General features: G+C 70.6%; 16 protein-coding genes. 15 read left to right on the plus strand and 1 reads right to left on the minus strand.

Features of this window, described 5'->3' with window-relative positions:
- Positions 1–33 precede the first annotated feature (33 nt).
- The 15 genes from AC1C2V_RS18975 to AC1C2V_RS19045 all read left to right on the plus strand — a co-directional run bounded on the left by AC1C2V_RS18975 (position 34) and on the right by AC1C2V_RS19045 (position 14,021).
- Positions 34–660, plus strand: a complete 627-nt coding sequence (locus AC1C2V_RS18975; protein WP_495391210.1) for an HdeD family acid-resistance protein — start codon at positions 34–36, stop codon at positions 658–660.
- Between the two features lie 180 nt (positions 661–840).
- On the plus strand, positions 841–1,683 hold the full coding sequence (locus AC1C2V_RS18980) for a helix-turn-helix transcriptional regulator (RefSeq protein ID WP_495391211.1): 843 nt from the start codon (positions 841–843) through the stop codon (positions 1,681–1,683).
- Positions 1,680–3,143 carry a Fe-S cluster assembly protein SufB gene (sufB, locus tag AC1C2V_RS18985; protein WP_495391212.1) on the plus strand — a complete coding sequence of 488 codons (1,464 nt, stop codon included), beginning with the start codon at positions 1,680–1,682 and terminating at the stop codon, positions 3,141–3,143. The genes AC1C2V_RS18980 and sufB overlap by 4 nt, the downstream gene beginning before the upstream one ends.
- Positions 3,144–4,409 (plus strand): Fe-S cluster assembly protein SufD, encoded by a 1,266-nt coding sequence (sufD, locus tag AC1C2V_RS18990; protein WP_495391213.1) that lies wholly within the window; start codon positions 3,144–3,146, stop codon positions 4,407–4,409.
- Between the two features lie 7 nt (positions 4,410–4,416).
- Positions 4,417–4,764, plus strand: a complete 348-nt coding sequence (locus AC1C2V_RS18995; RefSeq protein WP_495391214.1) for a non-heme iron oxygenase ferredoxin subunit — start codon at positions 4,417–4,419, stop codon at positions 4,762–4,764.
- Between the two features lie 50 nt (positions 4,765–4,814).
- Positions 4,815–5,582, plus strand: a complete 768-nt coding sequence (gene sufC, locus AC1C2V_RS19000; RefSeq protein ID WP_495391215.1) for a Fe-S cluster assembly ATPase SufC — start codon at positions 4,815–4,817, stop codon at positions 5,580–5,582.
- A gap of 48 nt (positions 5,583–5,630) precedes the next feature.
- On the plus strand, positions 5,631–6,971 hold the full coding sequence (locus AC1C2V_RS19005) for a cysteine desulfurase (RefSeq protein WP_495391216.1): 1,341 nt from the start codon (positions 5,631–5,633) through the stop codon (positions 6,969–6,971).
- 21 nt (positions 6,972–6,992) lie between these two features.
- Positions 6,993–7,472 carry a Fe-S cluster assembly sulfur transfer protein SufU gene (sufU, locus tag AC1C2V_RS19010; protein ID WP_495391217.1) on the plus strand — a complete coding sequence of 160 codons (480 nt, stop codon included), beginning with the start codon at positions 6,993–6,995 and terminating at the stop codon, positions 7,470–7,472.
- Between the two features lie 40 nt (positions 7,473–7,512).
- The gene (locus AC1C2V_RS19015; RefSeq protein WP_495391218.1) at positions 7,513–7,896 is read left to right on the plus strand and encodes a metal-sulfur cluster assembly factor; all 384 of its coding nucleotides are present in this window, start codon (positions 7,513–7,515) and stop codon (positions 7,894–7,896) included.
- A 475-nt stretch (positions 7,897–8,371) separates the two neighbouring features.
- A complete protein-coding gene (locus AC1C2V_RS19020) occupies positions 8,372–8,575 on the plus strand; it encodes a hypothetical protein (protein ID WP_495391219.1) in 204 nt (67 codons plus the stop codon).
- 8 nt (positions 8,576–8,583) lie between these two features.
- Entirely contained in the window at positions 8,584–10,380 is a 1,797-nt protein-coding gene (locus AC1C2V_RS19025; RefSeq protein WP_495391220.1) for an RHS repeat-associated core domain-containing protein, read from the plus strand.
- A 381-nt stretch (positions 10,381–10,761) separates the two neighbouring features.
- Positions 10,762–11,268, plus strand: a complete 507-nt coding sequence (locus AC1C2V_RS19030) for a hypothetical protein (protein WP_495391221.1) — start codon at positions 10,762–10,764, stop codon at positions 11,266–11,268.
- A gap of 139 nt (positions 11,269–11,407) precedes the next feature.
- A complete protein-coding gene (locus AC1C2V_RS19035; RefSeq protein ID WP_495391222.1) occupies positions 11,408–11,740 on the plus strand; it encodes a hypothetical protein in 333 nt (110 codons plus the stop codon).
- 200 nt (positions 11,741–11,940) lie between these two features.
- A complete protein-coding gene (locus AC1C2V_RS19040; RefSeq protein ID WP_495391223.1) occupies positions 11,941–13,245 on the plus strand; it encodes an aminoacyl--tRNA ligase-related protein in 1,305 nt (434 codons plus the stop codon).
- A gap of 65 nt (positions 13,246–13,310) precedes the next feature.
- Positions 13,311–14,021, plus strand: coding sequence for a Type 1 glutamine amidotransferase-like domain-containing protein (locus AC1C2V_RS19045; protein WP_495391224.1), 711 nt, complete (start codon positions 13,311–13,313; stop codon positions 14,019–14,021).
- A 42-nt stretch (positions 14,022–14,063) separates the two neighbouring features.
- On the opposite strand, the gene AC1C2V_RS19050 is transcribed toward AC1C2V_RS19045, so the two are convergent.
- Positions 14,064–15,551, minus strand: a complete 1,488-nt coding sequence (locus AC1C2V_RS19050; RefSeq protein ID WP_495391225.1) for a DUF2809 domain-containing protein — start codon at positions 15,549–15,551, stop codon at positions 14,064–14,066.
- Positions 15,552–15,646: the final 95 nt, after the last annotated feature.

The following is a 15,646-nucleotide window of genomic DNA, read 5'->3' on the forward strand; positions in this document are numbered from 1 at the left end:
CAGGAAGCACCGGCACGAAGATCAGGAGCAGCCATGACGTACAACGTGTTCGCCACGCCCGACGCCGCCGCCCTCGCGCGCCGGCTCTGGTACTGGCCGTTCGTGCGTGGCGTGCTGACTCTGCTCTTCGGCCTGCTCGCGATCCTCCTGCCCGACAAGACCCCGGGCCTGCTGGTGCAGGTGTTCGGCATCTTCGTCGTCGTGGACGGGCTGGTCAGCATCGTCGACGGGCTGCGCCGCCGGGGCAGCCAGGCGGGGTCGGCGAACCTGGGCATCGGCATCGTGGCGCTCGTCTTCGGCGCCGTCCTGCTCTTCCTGCCGCAGCTCGCGCTGGGCGTGGTGCTGGTGCTGGTGGCCGTGTGGGCGCTCGCCTTCGGCCTGCTGCAGCTGTTCGTGGTGCCCGCGCTGCGCCGGCGCGGGGGAGCGACGTGGGTGTGGAGCCTGATCACGGGGCTGCTCCTGGTGGCGCTGGCGGTCGTCTGCTTCACCAACCCGGGCGGCACCATCGCCGCGATGTCGGTGATCATCGGCGCCTTCGCGGTGGCCATCGGCATCGCGCTGATCGTGCTCGGGCTGCGGATGCGGAAGTTCGGGTCGGGCGCTCGCGGGCCCCGCCCGGGCGAGGTGATCGAGGGGCGGGTCGTCGACGACACCGAATGACCGACGTCTCCGACGTGACGTTGGCGACAGCCGGCCCGCGAGAGGCCCGTCAAGCGAGCCGGGTGAGGCATGCCTTGCTTGACATCCTGGATTACGCAACAAGGATGTTACCTATATCGACGACGTCGCCGGGGAGAGTTGTGCCCCCGGTTGATCCAGGAGCCGGACGGGGGTGAGCGCATGTCGACCAGCACCGTATCCAGCACGGAGCACGGCACGGAGCGTCGAGTGCCCGGGCGTCCTGACGCGCGCACGCTCGACGGGACCTCCGACCACGACGGCACCACGCGCCGCCGCGTGCTGGAGCTCGTCGCCGGCCAGGGCCCTGTGACCGCGGGCGAGCTCGCCGACCGTCTCGGCCTCACCTCCGCCGCGGTGCGCCGCCACCTGGCCTGCCTCGAGGACGACGACACCATCGCGGTACACGACGGCGGACCGGCGTCGGGCCGCCGCGGCCGCCCGGCCCGGCGGTACGTCGTCAGCGCTCGCGGCCAGTCGGACCTGTCGGGCGGCTACTCCGAGCTGGCGGCGCAGGTCATGCGCTACCTCCGCGACGCCGGCGGCCCGGACGCGGTGGCGCGGTTCGCGTCCGACCGGTACGACGCGGTCGTGCGGCGGTACGCCCCGCGCCTCACCGCCACCGACCCGCAGGAGCGTGCCGGCCAGCTTGCCGGCCTGCTGTCCGCTGACGGCTACGCGGCCTCGGTGCGACCGGTCGCCGGGCCGCTGCTCCCGACCGTCCAGCTGTGCCAGGGCCACTGCCCGGTGCAGCACGTCGCCGAGGAGTTCTCCGAGCTCTGCGAGGCCGAGGCCAAGGCGTTCTCCGAGCTTCTCGGCACCCATGTCCAGCGCCTCGCGACGATCGCCGGCGGAGCCCACGCGTGCGTGACCAACGTGCCCGTGGGACAGCCGGCCACGCCCGGCCCGGGCACCCCGACCATCCCGTCGATCATTCCCTCGACCATCCACGGACTCCCCACCCCCGCGGTCCGCCGCGGCGGCCCGCAGGAAGGAACACGATGAGCGCTCCCACCCAGGACGCCGCCCAGACGGCACCGGATCAGAGCACCGACAAGCGGTCCGATGAAGAGATCATCGACTCGATCGGTGCGTACCAGTTCGGCTGGCACGACGACGACGCCGCCGGCGAGGCCGCGCAGCGCGGCCTGAACGAGGACGTCGTCAAGAACATCTCGGAGCTGAAGGACGAGCCCGAGTGGATGCGGAAGCTGCGCCTCAAGGCGCTGCGCCTGTTCGGCAAGAAGCCGATGCCGAACTGGGGCGCGGACCTCACCGGGATCGACTTCGACCGGATCAAGTACTTCGTGCGCTCCACGGAGAAGCAGGCCACGTCCTGGGAGGACCTGCCCGAGGACATCAAGGAGACGTACGACAGGCTCGGCATCCCCGAGGCGGAGAAGCAGCGCCTCGTCGCCGGTGTCGCCGCGCAGTACGAGTCCGAGGTCGTCTACCACCAGATCAACGAGGAGCTCGAGAAGCAGGGCGTCATCTTCCTCGACACCGACACCGCGCTGCGCGAGCACCCTGAGCTGTTCCAGGAGTACTTCGGCACGGTGATCCCGGCCGGTGACAACAAGTTCGCCGCGCTGAACTCGGCCGTCTGGTCCGGCGGGTCGTTCGTCTACGTGCCGCCGGGCGTGCACGTGGAGATCCCGCTGCAGGCCTACTTCCGGATCAACACCGAGAACATGGGCCAGTTCGAGCGGACGCTGATCATCGCGGACGAGGGCTCCTACGTGCACTACGTGGAGGGCTGCACCGCCCCGATCTACTCCTCCGACTCGTTGCACTCGGCCGTCGTCGAGATCATCGTGAAGAAGAACGCCCGCGTGCGCTACACGACCATCCAGAACTGGTCGAACAACGTGTACAACCTGGTGACCAAGCGCGCCACGGCCGCCGAGGGCGCCACCATGGAGTGGGTCGACGGCAACATCGGCTCCAAGGTCACGATGAAGTACCCGGCGATCTACCTGCTGGGCGAGCACGCCAAGGGCGAGACGCTGTCCATCGCCTTCGCGGGCGAGGGCCAGCACCAGGACGCGGGCGCCAAGATGGTGCACGCCGCGCCCCGCACGTCGAGCTCCATCGTGAGCAAGTCGGTGGCCCGCGCCGGCGGCCGTACGTCGTACCGCGGCCTGGTGCAGGTGCTCGAGGGCGCCGAGCACTCGGCGTCGACGGTGCTGTGCGACGCGCTGCTGGTCGACCAGATCTCCCGGTCCGACACCTACCCGTACGTCGACGTCCGCGAGGACGACGTGTCCATGGGGCACGAGGCGACGGTCTCGCGGGTGAGCGAGGACCAGCTGTTCTACCTCATGTCCCGAGGCATGGAGGAGACCGAGGCGATGGCCATGATCGTGCGCGGGTTCGTCGAGCCCATCGCGCGCGAGCTGCCCATGGAGTACGCCCTCGAGCTCAACCGCCTCATCGAGCTGCAGATGGAAGGGTCCGTCGGCTAAATGACTGCACAGCCCATCACTACTGACCACTCGCGTGCCGTTGCCGACGGCGCCCACTCCCACGCCTTCGGGCAGGGTGTCGTGCCGCAGGGCTCGCGCGCCGAGCGCGTGACCTCGTTCGACCTCGCCGACATCCCCGTGCCCTCAGGGCGCGAGGAGGAATGGCGCTTCTCGCCCGTCGCGCGGTTGCGGCCGCTGTTCGCCGAGGACCTGGGCGCCGGCGGCGTCCTGACCACGGTCGTCGAGGCGCCCGAGGTCAAGGTCGAGATCGTCGCGCACGACGACGCCCGCCTGGGCACCGCCGGGAAGCCGGGGGACCGCACCGCGGTCACGGCGTGGAACTCGGCCGCAGAGGCGACCGTCATCACCATCCCGGCGGAGGCCGTCGCGACCGACGTGACGTCCGTGCGCATCGAGGGCGTCACCAAGGACGCCACCGCGCAGCACCTCCTGGTCCACGCGGAGCACCACGCCGAAGGCGTCGTCGTCATCGACCACCGCGGCGACGCGACGCTCACCCAGACCGTCGAGGTCGTCGTCGACGACGGCGCGCACCTCACGCTCGTCACCGTGCAGGACTGGGCCGACGGGGCGGTGCACGCCTCCAGCCACCGGGCCCGCATCGGCCGCGACGCAAAGCTCAAGCACGTCGTCGTGACGTTCGGCGGCGACGTCGTGCGACTCACGCCGGACGCGACGTTCACCGGCGAGGGTGGCGAGGTCGAGATGGTCGGGCTGTACTTCGCCGACGCCGACCAGCACCAGGAGCACCGGCTCTTCGTCGACCACGCCGTGCCGAACTGCAAGTCGCGCGTCGCCTACAAGGGCGCCCTGCAGGGTGCCGGAGCCCACGTGGTGTGGGTCGGGGACGTGCTGATCCAGGCCGAGGCGGCCGGCACCGACACCTACGAGCTGAACCGCAACCTCGTGCTCACGGACGGCGCCCGCGCCGACTCGGTGCCGAACCTGGAGATCGAGACCGGCGAGATCGCCGGCGCGGGCCACGCGTCCGCCACCGGCCGGTTCGACGACGAGCAGCTCTTCTACCTCATGGCGCGTGGCATCCCGGAGGTCGACGCCCGTCGGCTCGTGGTGCGCGGCTTCTTCGCAGAGCTGATCGAGCAGATCGGTGTCGCGTCGGTCGAGGAGCGGCTGCTCGCCTCGATCGAGGCCGAGCTGGAGAAGTCGATGAGCGCCATCACCGGCGTCGCGCCGACTGAGCCGACTGAGCCGACAGCGCCGGCGGTGCCGGCAGAGGCGGTGTGACCCTGCGATGACCTCCCAGCTTGCCTGCATGGCCGACGACCTCGCCCCCGAGGAGGCCATGCTCGTGGAGCTCGACGGCGCGGACGGGGGGCCGGTCCCGGTCGCCGTCGTCCGCGACGCCGACGGCGGCTGGCACGCCATCTCCGACATCTGCTCGCACGGACAGGTCTCCCTGTCCGACGGGGAGGTCGAGGGCTGCCTCGTCGAGTGCTGGCTGCACGGCTCGCAGTTCGACCTGCGCTCCGGCAAGCCGGTGCAGCTCCCCGCGACGCAGCCCGTGCCGGTCTACCCGGTGACCGTGGACGGCGACCGCATCCTGGTCGACGTCGACGAGCCGCTCGCCGTCGCGTCGTGACCACCTCGGCAACCCCCATTCTTCGCAACACAGACCTGGAGACACTCAACATGTCCACCCTGGAGATCCGCGACCTGCACGTCAGCGTCGAGACCAAGGAAGGCGCCAAGCCGATCCTGCGCGGCGTCGACCTCACCATCAAGAGCGGCGAGACGCACGCCATCATGGGGCCCAACGGCTCCGGCAAGTCCACGCTCGCCTCCGCCCTCGCGGGCCACCCGAAGTACCAGGTGACCTCGGGCACCGTGACGCTCGACGGCGAGGACCTCCTCGCGATGACCGTCGACGCCCGCGCCCGCGCCGGCCTGTTCCTCGCGATGCAGTATCCGGTCGAGGTGCCGGGCGTGTCCGTGGCGAACTTCCTGCGCACCGCCAAGACCGCCATCGACGGCGAGGCGCCCGCCCTGCGTACGTGGGGCAAGGAGGTCAAGGGTGCGATGGAGAACCTCCGCATCGACTCGACCTTCGCCGAGCGCTCCCTCAACGAGGGCTTCTCCGGCGGCGAGAAGAAGCGCCACGAGATCCTGCAGATGGAGCTCTTCAAGCCGCGCTTCGCCGTCCTCGACGAGACCGATTCCGGCCTGGACGTCGACGCCCTGCGCGTCGTGTCCGAGGGCGTGAACCGCGCCAAGGCGGACACCGACGTCGGCGTGCTGCTCATCACGCACTACACGCGCATCCTGCGCTACATCAAGCCCGACTTCGTGCACGTCTTCGTCGACGGCAACATCGCCGAGGAGGGCGGCCCCGAGCTCGCGGAGCAGCTCGAGGAGAACGGGTACGACAAGTACGTCGGCACCGGCGCGACGATGGCCTGAGTCACCGTCACCAGGCCACCACCCCAGGCCGTCACCCAGGAGGACGAGATGACCACCGACACCGTGCGCCCGTCCGGGGCCGCCGGAGCCCTCGAGCCCGGCGTCCTCGGCGCGGCGGAGCTCGCCGCCGTGCGGGCGGACTTCCCGCTGCTCGAGCGCACGGTGCGCGGTCGGCCGCTCGTCTACCTGGACTCGGCCGCGACGTCGCAGAAGCCGAACGTGGTGCTCGAGGCCGAGGTCGACTTCTACGAGCAGCGCAACGCGGCCGTTCACCGCGGCGCGCACCAGCTCGCCGAGGAGGCGACGGAGGCGTTCGAGGATGCCCGGGCCGCCGTGGCCGGGTTCGTCGGCGCGGACGAGGGCGAGATCGTCTGGACCCCCGGCGCGACGGCGGCGCTCAACCTCGTGGCCTACGCGCTGGCGAACGCGACCGCCGGGCGCGGGGGAGCGGCCGCGGAGCGGTTCCGCCTCGCGCCGGGCGACGAGATCGTCGTCACGGAGGCGGAGCACCACTCGAACCTCGTGCCGTGGCAGGAGCTGTGCGCCCGCACCGGCGCCGTCCTGCGCTGGTTCGGGGTGGACCCTTCGACGGGCTCAGGGCAGGCGGGCCGGCTCGACCTGTCCGACATCGGCCGCGTGATCACCGACCGCACCCGCGTGGTGGCGTTCGGGCACGTGTCGAACGTGACCGGTGCGATCGCGCCCGTCGCCGAGCTGGTGGCGGCCGCACGCCGCGTCGGCGCCCTCACCGTGCTCGACGCCTGCCAGTCGGTGCCCCACCTGCCCGTGGACGTGCACGCCCTGGGCGTGGACTTCGCGGCGTTCAGCGCGCACAAGATGCTCGGCCCCACCGGCGTGGGCGTGCTGTACGGGCGGCGCGAGCTGCTCGAGGCCATGCCGCCCGTCACCACGGGAGGGTCCATGGTCGAGGTCGTCACGATGACCGAGACCACGTACGCCCCGCCGCCGCAGCGCTTCGAGGCCGGCACGCAGATGGTCGCCCAGGCCGTGGGCATGGGGGTCGCGGCCCGGTGGCTCGGCGAGCTGGGGATGGACCGGGTGGCCCGGCACGAGCGCGAGCTCACGGCCGAGCTGGTGCGGATCGGGGAGATCCCGGGCGTGCGGATCGTCGGCCCCACGGACACCCGGGACCGTCTTGCGGTCGTGTCCTTCGTCGTCGAGGGCGTGCACGCGCATGACGTCGGGCAGGTGCTCGACGACCGGGGGATCGCCGTCCGGGTGGGTCACCACTGCGCGCAGCCGCTGCACCGGCGGTTCGGCGTAGCAGCTACCGCGCGGGCCTCCGCCTCGGTGTACACCACCACCGAAGAGATCGCGGCGTTCCGGGAAGCATTGGGGGGCGTGCGTGCGTTCTTCGGTGTGGACTGACGACAGGCGGGAAGGACGGCAGTGAGCTCTCTGGAGCAGATGTACCAGCAGGTGATCCTGGACCACGCGAAGCGCCCGCACGGCCGGGGCCTCGTGGAGGCGCCCGGCGACCACCGGTCGGGAGAGTCGCACCAGGTCAACCCGACCTGCGGCGACGAGATCACGCTGCGCGTGGACGTCCGGGACGACGAGTCCGGCTCCACCGTGGCCGGCGTCTCCTGGGAGGGCCAGGGCTGCTCGATCTCGCAGGCCTCGGCGTCCGTGATGACCGAGCTCGTCACGGGCCACGACCTGGCGGACGTCGCGCGGCTGGACGCCGTCTTCCACGCGCTGATGGGCTCGCGGGGCAAGGGGCTCGACGACGAGGACGCGCTCGACGCGCTCGGCGACGCGAGCGCGTTCACCGGCGTCTCGCAGTACCCCGCCCGCATCAAGTGCGCGCTGCTCGGCTGGGCGGCGCTCAAGGACTCGCTCGCCCGCAGCGGCGCGCTGGCAGACTGACACCCGGGGCCGCACGTCGGCCCGGACATCGGAGGAGACCATGACCGAGAACACGACCGACGCGGGCGCCCGCCCCGTCGACGTACCCGTCGACGCACCCGTCGCGGCGCCCACACCGACCACGGCCGCCGACGTCGAGGAGGCGATGCGCGACGTCATCGACCCCGAGCTGGGGATCAACGTCGTCGACCTCGGCCTGGTGTACGGCGTCCAGGTGGACCAGAACAACCACGTGACGATCGACATGACCTTGACGTCGGCCGCGTGCCCGCTGACGGACGTCATCGAGGACCAGACCTCGCAAGCGCTCGAAGGGCTCGTCGACGGCTTCCGCGTCAACTGGGTCTGGATGCCGCCGTGGGGCCCGGAGAAGATCACCGACGAGGGCCGCGAGCAGCTGCGGATGCTCGGCTTCAACGTCTGACCGAAAAGTCCGGTATGTCGGATACGTGTTAGGTCCCGTCCCCTTGAGGGGGCGGGACCTCTTGCTTCTCAAGGATGGTTTCTCGCGGCTGCGCGCGGATGTCCTCGGGGCTGCGTGGCGCGCTCCCGCCATGACCTCGGCGCCACGCTCGCTGTTGCCGGCAGGCCTCGATGCCAGGCGTGCCGTCTAGCTCTGTCGAAGTCACCCGCTGACGCGCACAGGCGTCGCGTACTGGCCATGCACCTCGTTTGCAGGCGGCCGTTGCCGGGTTATGACCAAATTTCACCCGCTCTGCCAGGTTCCAGGGGCAACTCTCTCCGCTAGGTTTTCGCCAGTTCACAGTGGAACCAGGGGATGGTGCCTTCAGGTGAGTTCGGGACGGTTTGTCGCTTCAAGCGGCCTTCTTGCGTTGGTCGTGGGAGGGATCGTCCCGGTCACGGCTGGGGCCGATGAGGTCCCACTGGACTGTGTCCCCGTGGTGGACGATGCGGCGACCGCCGGCGATGTCGCGACGGCCTGCGGCGCCGAGGTGGAGATCCGTGAGGCACGTAGCCCTTGGGAGACGCTCTTCGCGACGCCCGAAGGTGGTAGCCGGGTGGAGATCTCCGCCGTCGCCATTCGGACCGATGTGAACGGCGCATGGGAGCCGATCGACACCTCCCTCGTGGCCACCAGTTGACGGAATCGGTGCGCAACGACGCCGGCGTGGCCTACAGTCTCGCGGTCACGGGGTACGACGACCACTACCGTCCCCTTGGGCAGACGGTCACGGTGCCGTCGTCGCAGGGGGAGCTTGCCGGCTCGTACACCACGAAGTACACCTACACCCAGGACGGCCGCCTCAAGACGCTGCAGCAGCCCGCGGTGGGTGGGCTGTCGGCGGAGACGGTCACCACGTACTTCGACGCGGCGAACCAGGCCGAGTGGATGGGGGGCTCGCTCCCGAACGGCACCTACGTGGCCGGTACCGCGTACTCCCCGTACGGGGAGCTGCTCAAGGCCGACATGGGCGGCAACTTCGTGGTCCAGGCGAACTGGGCGTATGAGCAGGGTTCGCGCCGGCTGACGCTGTCGCGGATTCAGCGTGAGGGTGCGTCGGTGTTCGAGTACGACTCGAAGTACTCCTACGACGATGCGGGGAACGTGCTGCGGGTCGCGGACACTCCGGGCGGGGGCAAGGCTGCGGACGTGCAGTGCTTCGACTACGACGGCCTGCGCCGCATGACGCAGGCGTGGACGCAGGCCAGCGGGTCGTGTGCGGCGTCGCCGTCGACGTCGGTCGTGGGTGGTGCGGCGAAGTACTGGACGAGCTACGAGTTCGACAAGGTCGGTAACCGGACGCAGGTCGTCTCGCACGCGACGACCACCGGCGCCGCTGACACCACGTTGGCGTATGCGTATCCGGCGGCGGGTTCGGCGGGGGCTCATGCGGTGTCGTCGGTGACGGCGTCGGGTGGGTCGTCGGGGACGTCGTCGTATGGGTATGACGCATCGGGGAACATGACGTCGCGCGGGGTGGCGGGTAAGACGGCGCAGGCGTTGTCGTGGGATGCGGAGGGTGAGCTGGCGAAGGTCGCCGAGGGTTCGACGGTCACGGGCGAGTACGTGTATACGGCGGATGGTGAGCGTTTGCTGCGGACCGAGGGTGGCAAGGCGACGTTGTATCTGCCGGGTGGGACGGAGGTGAGCGCGTCCGGGTCGGTGTTGTCGGCGCAGCGGTTCTACCAGTTCAACGGGCAGACGGTTGCGGTGCGCACGGGTGCAGGTGCGTCGGGGACGACGACGGTCGTGGCGGATCATCACGGCACCGGGGTGGTGCAGGTCGCGCAGGCGTCGAACACGATGTCGCGCAGGTATACGGATCCGTACGGGCAGGCGCGCGGGCAGGAGGCGACCTGGACGGGGGATCGTGGGTTCCTGGACAAGCCCAGCGATGCGACCGGGCTGGTGGCGGTGGGCGCGCGGTACTACGACCGGGGCATCGGCAGGTTTATCAGTGTGGATCCGGTGATGGACCTGGCGGATCCGCAGCAGTGGAACGCGTACTCGTACTCCAACAACAACCCGTTGACGTGGTCGGACCCGTCGGGGATGATCCCGATCGGTGCGGGGCATGTGGGGTACAACCCGAAGCAGGAGAACGACAAGCGCAAATACGACACGTGTACGAAGGCGATCTCGTGCGTGCGTACAGTGCGCGACGAGCGCACGTATGCACCGGTGCGGGTGCGCTCGAACTATACGTCCTATGCGAACAAATACTTTGCAAAGAGTCCACGAAAGGGCGTGCGCGGACGTGACCGTGGACCGCACAGGCCCGATCGAGCGCGCCCGTACAAGGGTGCGTCACGAAAAGAATCGCAAAGAACGGGATGTCACTACTTAGTATCGCGACTATTTCCACGAGAAGGTTGTGGCTCCGATGGAAGCCGCGGAACGCGACCCGAACAGTTGGGGCAAACGTGCCGATCGCTGGTTGTCTGACCACAAGAAGGATATTGCAAACTGGGCAATCTTTGCCGGCAGTGTTGGGGGAGCGGCCGTGTGGGTTCTGGCAACGCTCGGTGCTTGTGTCGGCGTTGGTGTGCTTCTCATTGTGGCAGGCTATGCAAATAACAGGTGGCAAGGTGCAACGCCGGGAGAGGCGACGAGGACCGCAGCAGTTCAAGCAATCTTCCTAGGATGGGGCGGCGGCGTAGGTCTCGGCCTGCGAGGTGCGAGCACGGGAATTCAACGCCTAGGCGGCGCGGTCACCGGGTTGCCGGGAGTTGTGTGCATGACCACGGTAGCGGGAAACGGTGCAACAAAATGCTAAGGGTCGAGATGAAATCGATATCGCGGTCGAAGTGTCTTAAGAGATACGACATGGGCGGCACGAAAGTGCTGGGAATGTTGAGTCGAAGCGTGCTCCTCGTTCTCTTGATAGTTGGCGGTGGAAAACTTGCGGACTACCCGGATTTCGTACTAATCCTTGTGCTCGGATTTGTCGCAGCAATGCTCCTTTCGCGGGGCGAAATCCGCGTATACTCTGGCGGAATCTTGGCGACGAATGTTGTCCGCGAGCGATTCTATCCGTGGGCGGCCATCAGTAGGGTGGAGGCCAGCATGAGAGTCGAGCTCGTCGACCAACAGGACGTCGCATTTCGTTGCTGGGCGGTCCAGCGCTCCAATATTGCCGCCATATCCGGGAAGAATTCGCGGGTCGACCACGTTGTGAGAGAAATCCGAACCGTCATGGAGGAGATGCAGGTCGATAACCGCTTTGCGGATAGTAGGTGGAGTCAGAGGGTTCGGTTTGCATGGCACGAATACCTGCAGGTCTTCGTGATCCTGCCACTGGCAGTCTGGTCCGGATATATCGTCCTTGGGTAGCGACCGGACCTGGCAGCCATCGCACCGCAGAAGTGTCTGCCAAGTCACATGACCGAGGCGTGGACGCAGGCGAGCGGGTCGTGTGCGGCGTCGCCGTCGTCGTCGGTGGTGGGTGGTACCGCGGGGTACTGGACGAGCTATGAGCCGGTGGCACCTGGCGCTCGAGGGCGAGCGGGTCCTCGACGACGCCGCGAAGGCGCAGCTGTTCGAGCCCCGGGTCCTCGAGGAGCCCGGCGGTGACACGTTCTCCGGCTACGGCTGGGTGGTGCGCAAGTCCGGCGACGGCCTGGTGACCTGGCACAACGGCGCCAACGACTGGTCGTACGGCGAGATCGAGCGCGTGCCCGAGCAGGGCACCCTGGTCTTCTGGATCACCAACCAGGCCCGCAGCGACGACGGGGGCTGGGATCTCGAGGACCTCGGCCCGGACGTCACGGACGGTGTCACCGCGCGGCTGCTGGCGGGTGGCTGACGACGCACCGGCTGCACGGGCGGCGGACCCGGGGCGTAGGCTCGCCGCATGCGCGGCAACCAGGTCACGACGACGCCGGACACCTCCGGCGCCCGCTGACCGCTGCACGCACCAGCACCCAGGCCCCGGAGCTCGCTCCGGGGCCTTCGTCGTGCCCGGTGCGGCTCCCCTCTCGAAGGAGCACTGTCATGAGCCCCGTCATGAGCACCCCCTCCGCCCCGGAGTCCGCTGGACCCGCGGGGCCCGCGGGGCCCGCGGGGCCCGATCATCGGGATCTCGCCCGCGCCATGGGGATCTTCACCACCAGCCCGCTCGTCGGGCCCGGCCTGCCGCTGTGGCAGCCGGCCGGCGCCGTCGTCCGCCGGGAGCTCGAGCAGCTCGGCGAGGACGTCGCGCTGGCGGGCGGCTGCGAGCCGGTCTACACCCCCGTGCTGGGCAAGCGATCCCTCTTCGAACGCTCGGGGCACTGGGCCAAGTTCGCCGACGACATGTTCCCCGCGCTCGACGACGGCAGCGACGACCCGCTCGTCCTGCGGCCGGCCAACTGCCCGCACCACGCGCAGCTCTACGCGTCCGAGCCGCGCAGCCACCGGGACCTGCCGGTGCGGTACCACGAGGTCGGGGCGATGTTCCGCGCCGAGCGCTCGGGCGTGCTCAGCGGGCTGTCGCGGGTGCGGCAGATCAACCTCGACGACACCCACGTGTTCTGCCGCCCGGACCAGGTGGACGACGAGGTCGGCGCCGCGCTCGACGCGGCCGTGCGCGTGTTCGGCATCCTCGGCGTCGAGATCGACCACGTCCGCCTCTCGCGGCGCGACGGCTCCGGGCGATGGCTCGGCAGCCCGGACCGCTGGGCGGACGCGGAGGAGCGGCTGAGGGCGGTCCTCGGGTCCGCGGGGCTGCCCTGGGCGGACGGGCCCGGCGAGGCGGCCTTCTACGGGCCGAAGCTCGACGTGCAGGTCCGCGACGCCCGCGGGCACGAGGAGACCGTCGCCACCGTGCAGGTCGACTTCAACCAGCCGGAGCGCTTCGACCTGGGCTACACCGCGGCGGACGGGTCGCGGCAGCGGGTCGTGATGATCCATCGCGGCACCGTCGGCTCGATGGAGCGGATGGTCGCGTTCCTGCTCGAGCAGCACGGCGGACGCCTGCCGCACTGGCTGGCGCCGGTCCAGGTGTGCGTGCTCCCGGTGGGCGGCGCCGACGCCGGCGGCGTCGTGGACGAGCTCCGCCGGGCGGGGGTGCGGGTGCGGCTGGAGGCCGAGGGATCGCTGGGAAACCGGATCCGGCTCTCCCGCGACCGGCGCGATGCGCTGCTCGCCGTCCTGGGCCCGCGCGAGGCGGCGGCGGGCGACGTCGCCGTGCAGGACCCGGCGACCGGGGCACGTGCGACCCTGCCGGTGGCGGAGCTGGCGCGCCGGGCGGCGGCGGCCTCCGCTCGGCGGGAGGGGCACGTGCCTCTCGCGGCCGCCGCGTCGGCCCGGGGGGATGCCGCTCAGGGCTGATCTACTCGGTCGCCTGCTGCCCAATGTGGTGGTCGCCGACGGCGGCGGCCGCTAGGGTCCCGGTCATGATCGGTACGGTGCTCGCCCTCGGTGGCGGCGGCTTCTCGATGTCCGACGACGGCACGTCCGCCCTCGACGACCATCTCCTCGACCTCACCGGCAGGTCCAACCCCAGGGTGTGCTTCGTGCCGACGGCGAGCGGCGACGCCGACGTCTACTCCCGGCGCTTCGAGGACGCCTTCGCCGGCCGCGCCCGGACCTCGGTGCTGTCGCTGTTCTGCCACGAGCCCTGGGGCTACGTGAGTCCGGAGATGCTGCTCGAGCAGGACGTCGTGTACGTCGGCGGCGGGTCGACGGCGAACCTGCTCGCAGTGTGGCGGCTGCACGGCCTGCCGGACCTGCTGGCGAAGGCCGCGGTGAACGGCACGATCCTCGCCGGGATCAGCGCCGGGATGAACTGCTGGTTCGCCGGCTCGTCGACCGACTCCTTCGGCCCGCTCGCCCCGCTGGACGACGGGCTCGGGTTCGTCGCGGGGAGCGCGTGCCCGCACTACCTGGGCGAGCCCGAGCGCCGGGACGCGTATCTCGGCTGGGTCGGCGCCGGGGTGCTCGACGGCGGGTACGCGGTCGACGAGTACGCGGCCGTGCGGTTCCAGGACGGCCAGCTCGTCGAGGCGGTGTGCGAACGGCCGGGACGCCCGGCCTACCGGGTGGAGCGGGACGGTGACCGCGCGACGGAGACCGCGATCCCGGTGCGGTACCTCGGCGCGGGGTGAGGTCCGCAGCCGTCGGTCCTCGTCGGTCCTCGTCGGTCCTCGTCAGTACTCGGTCGGGGTCTCCACCGACTGCCAGTGCCACGGCTCCGGGAGGCGGCCGTCCGGCTCGGCCCAGTCGGGGTGCGCCCAGCCGAACGGCTCGGCGTGCTTCTTCAGCCAGGCGTACCGCGCGCCGTCGAAACCCTCCGGGCCGACGCTGATGTCGACGGCGGTGCCCAGGCCGTGGTTCGAGCAGCCGGGCGGCGCGGCCAGCGGGTTGGGGTCGTCCGGGTCGTACACGTCGACCTGCTGGTCGTAGCTGCGGTACGCGGAGTTGACGGTGAGGTGCCGGCCGAACTCGGCGCGATAGGCGTCGTCGAGCGCGACGAGCCCGTCCAGCACGTCGGCACGCACCGAGTACTGCGGCGCCCACGGGATCGGCGCGAGCTTCTTCTGGGCGAGATTCCCGGCCTCCGGGAACCAGACCTGGTCGGGTTCGGGGCAGACGACGGCGTCCTGGGCGGTCATCAGTTTCGTGGTGGCGCTCTCGACCTCGCCGGCCTGCGCCGCCAGGCTCGCGGCGGTCGCCTCCACCTCCGCGAGGCCCGCCGCGTCGAGCCGGTCGTCCCCGGCCACGGCGACCACGTCGTCGGCCGCCTCGAGGGCCGTGCGCAGCGCGGACCTGACGGCCTCGTCCGCGCCGCGGCCGTCGTCGTCGAGCTTGTCGGCCGCGGTCAGCACCTGCTCGGCGCGGCCGGTCGTCGGTGTGAGGGCGTCGCGCGACTCGACCGCCTGGGCGCGCGCGAACGTCAGGCGCGACTCGTCCACGCCCGCGACGTCCCGCTCGAGCCGCTCGCGCGCCGCCGTGGCGTCCCCCGGCAGCCGGTCCAGGAGCGGCCTGGAGTCCAGCACGGCCCCGGCGCGGTCGATCGCGGCGGCGAGCTCGGTCCGGACGGCCTCGTCGGCGACCCGGTCGGCGGAGTCGTCGAGCGCGGCCTGCGCGACGGTGACCTGCGCGGTCAGGTCGTTCGACTCGGCCCGCACGGACCAGGCGACGCCGCCGCCCGCCACGACCAGCGCGGCGACCAGCACGAACGGCACCGCGATCAGCACGCCCCGCCGGCGGCCCCGCACGCGCACGTGGCGCAGCGACCGGTCGACCGTGCGCGCTCCCGGAGCGGCGAGGGCGAGCAGCAACCCACCCGCGGCTGCGCCGAGCGCGTACCACGCCAGGTCCTGCGCGCCGAACGTCGTGCCGAGCACGAACCGCGCGAGGGGAAAGCGGTCCAGCACCATCGTCGGGACGTCGCTGAGGTGCGACAGCTCGATGGCCGCGCACACAACGAGGGCGAGGCCGGCGGCCACCACCGGCCTCGTGCGCGGGCGCACCAGCGCCACGAGGAGGACGAGGAGCGTGGCGTAGAGGGAGTCCCCGAGCGGGCCCCCGACGGTCTCGGGCAGCACTTCCCGGCCGCCGAGGCCGACGAGGACCACGACGACGGCGAGGATCGCCGCCGTCGTGCGGGGGACGCGGGGCGCCGGGGTGGTCACGGGGCGGATCTTATCGACCGAGGGTGTGTGGATCCTGGGGGTGTGACCTATGTCGTCGTCGGATCACCCGGGGCGGACTAGACTTGCCTGTGCCT

The sequence above is a fragment of the Isoptericola sp. Y541 genome, assembly GCF_059445465.1.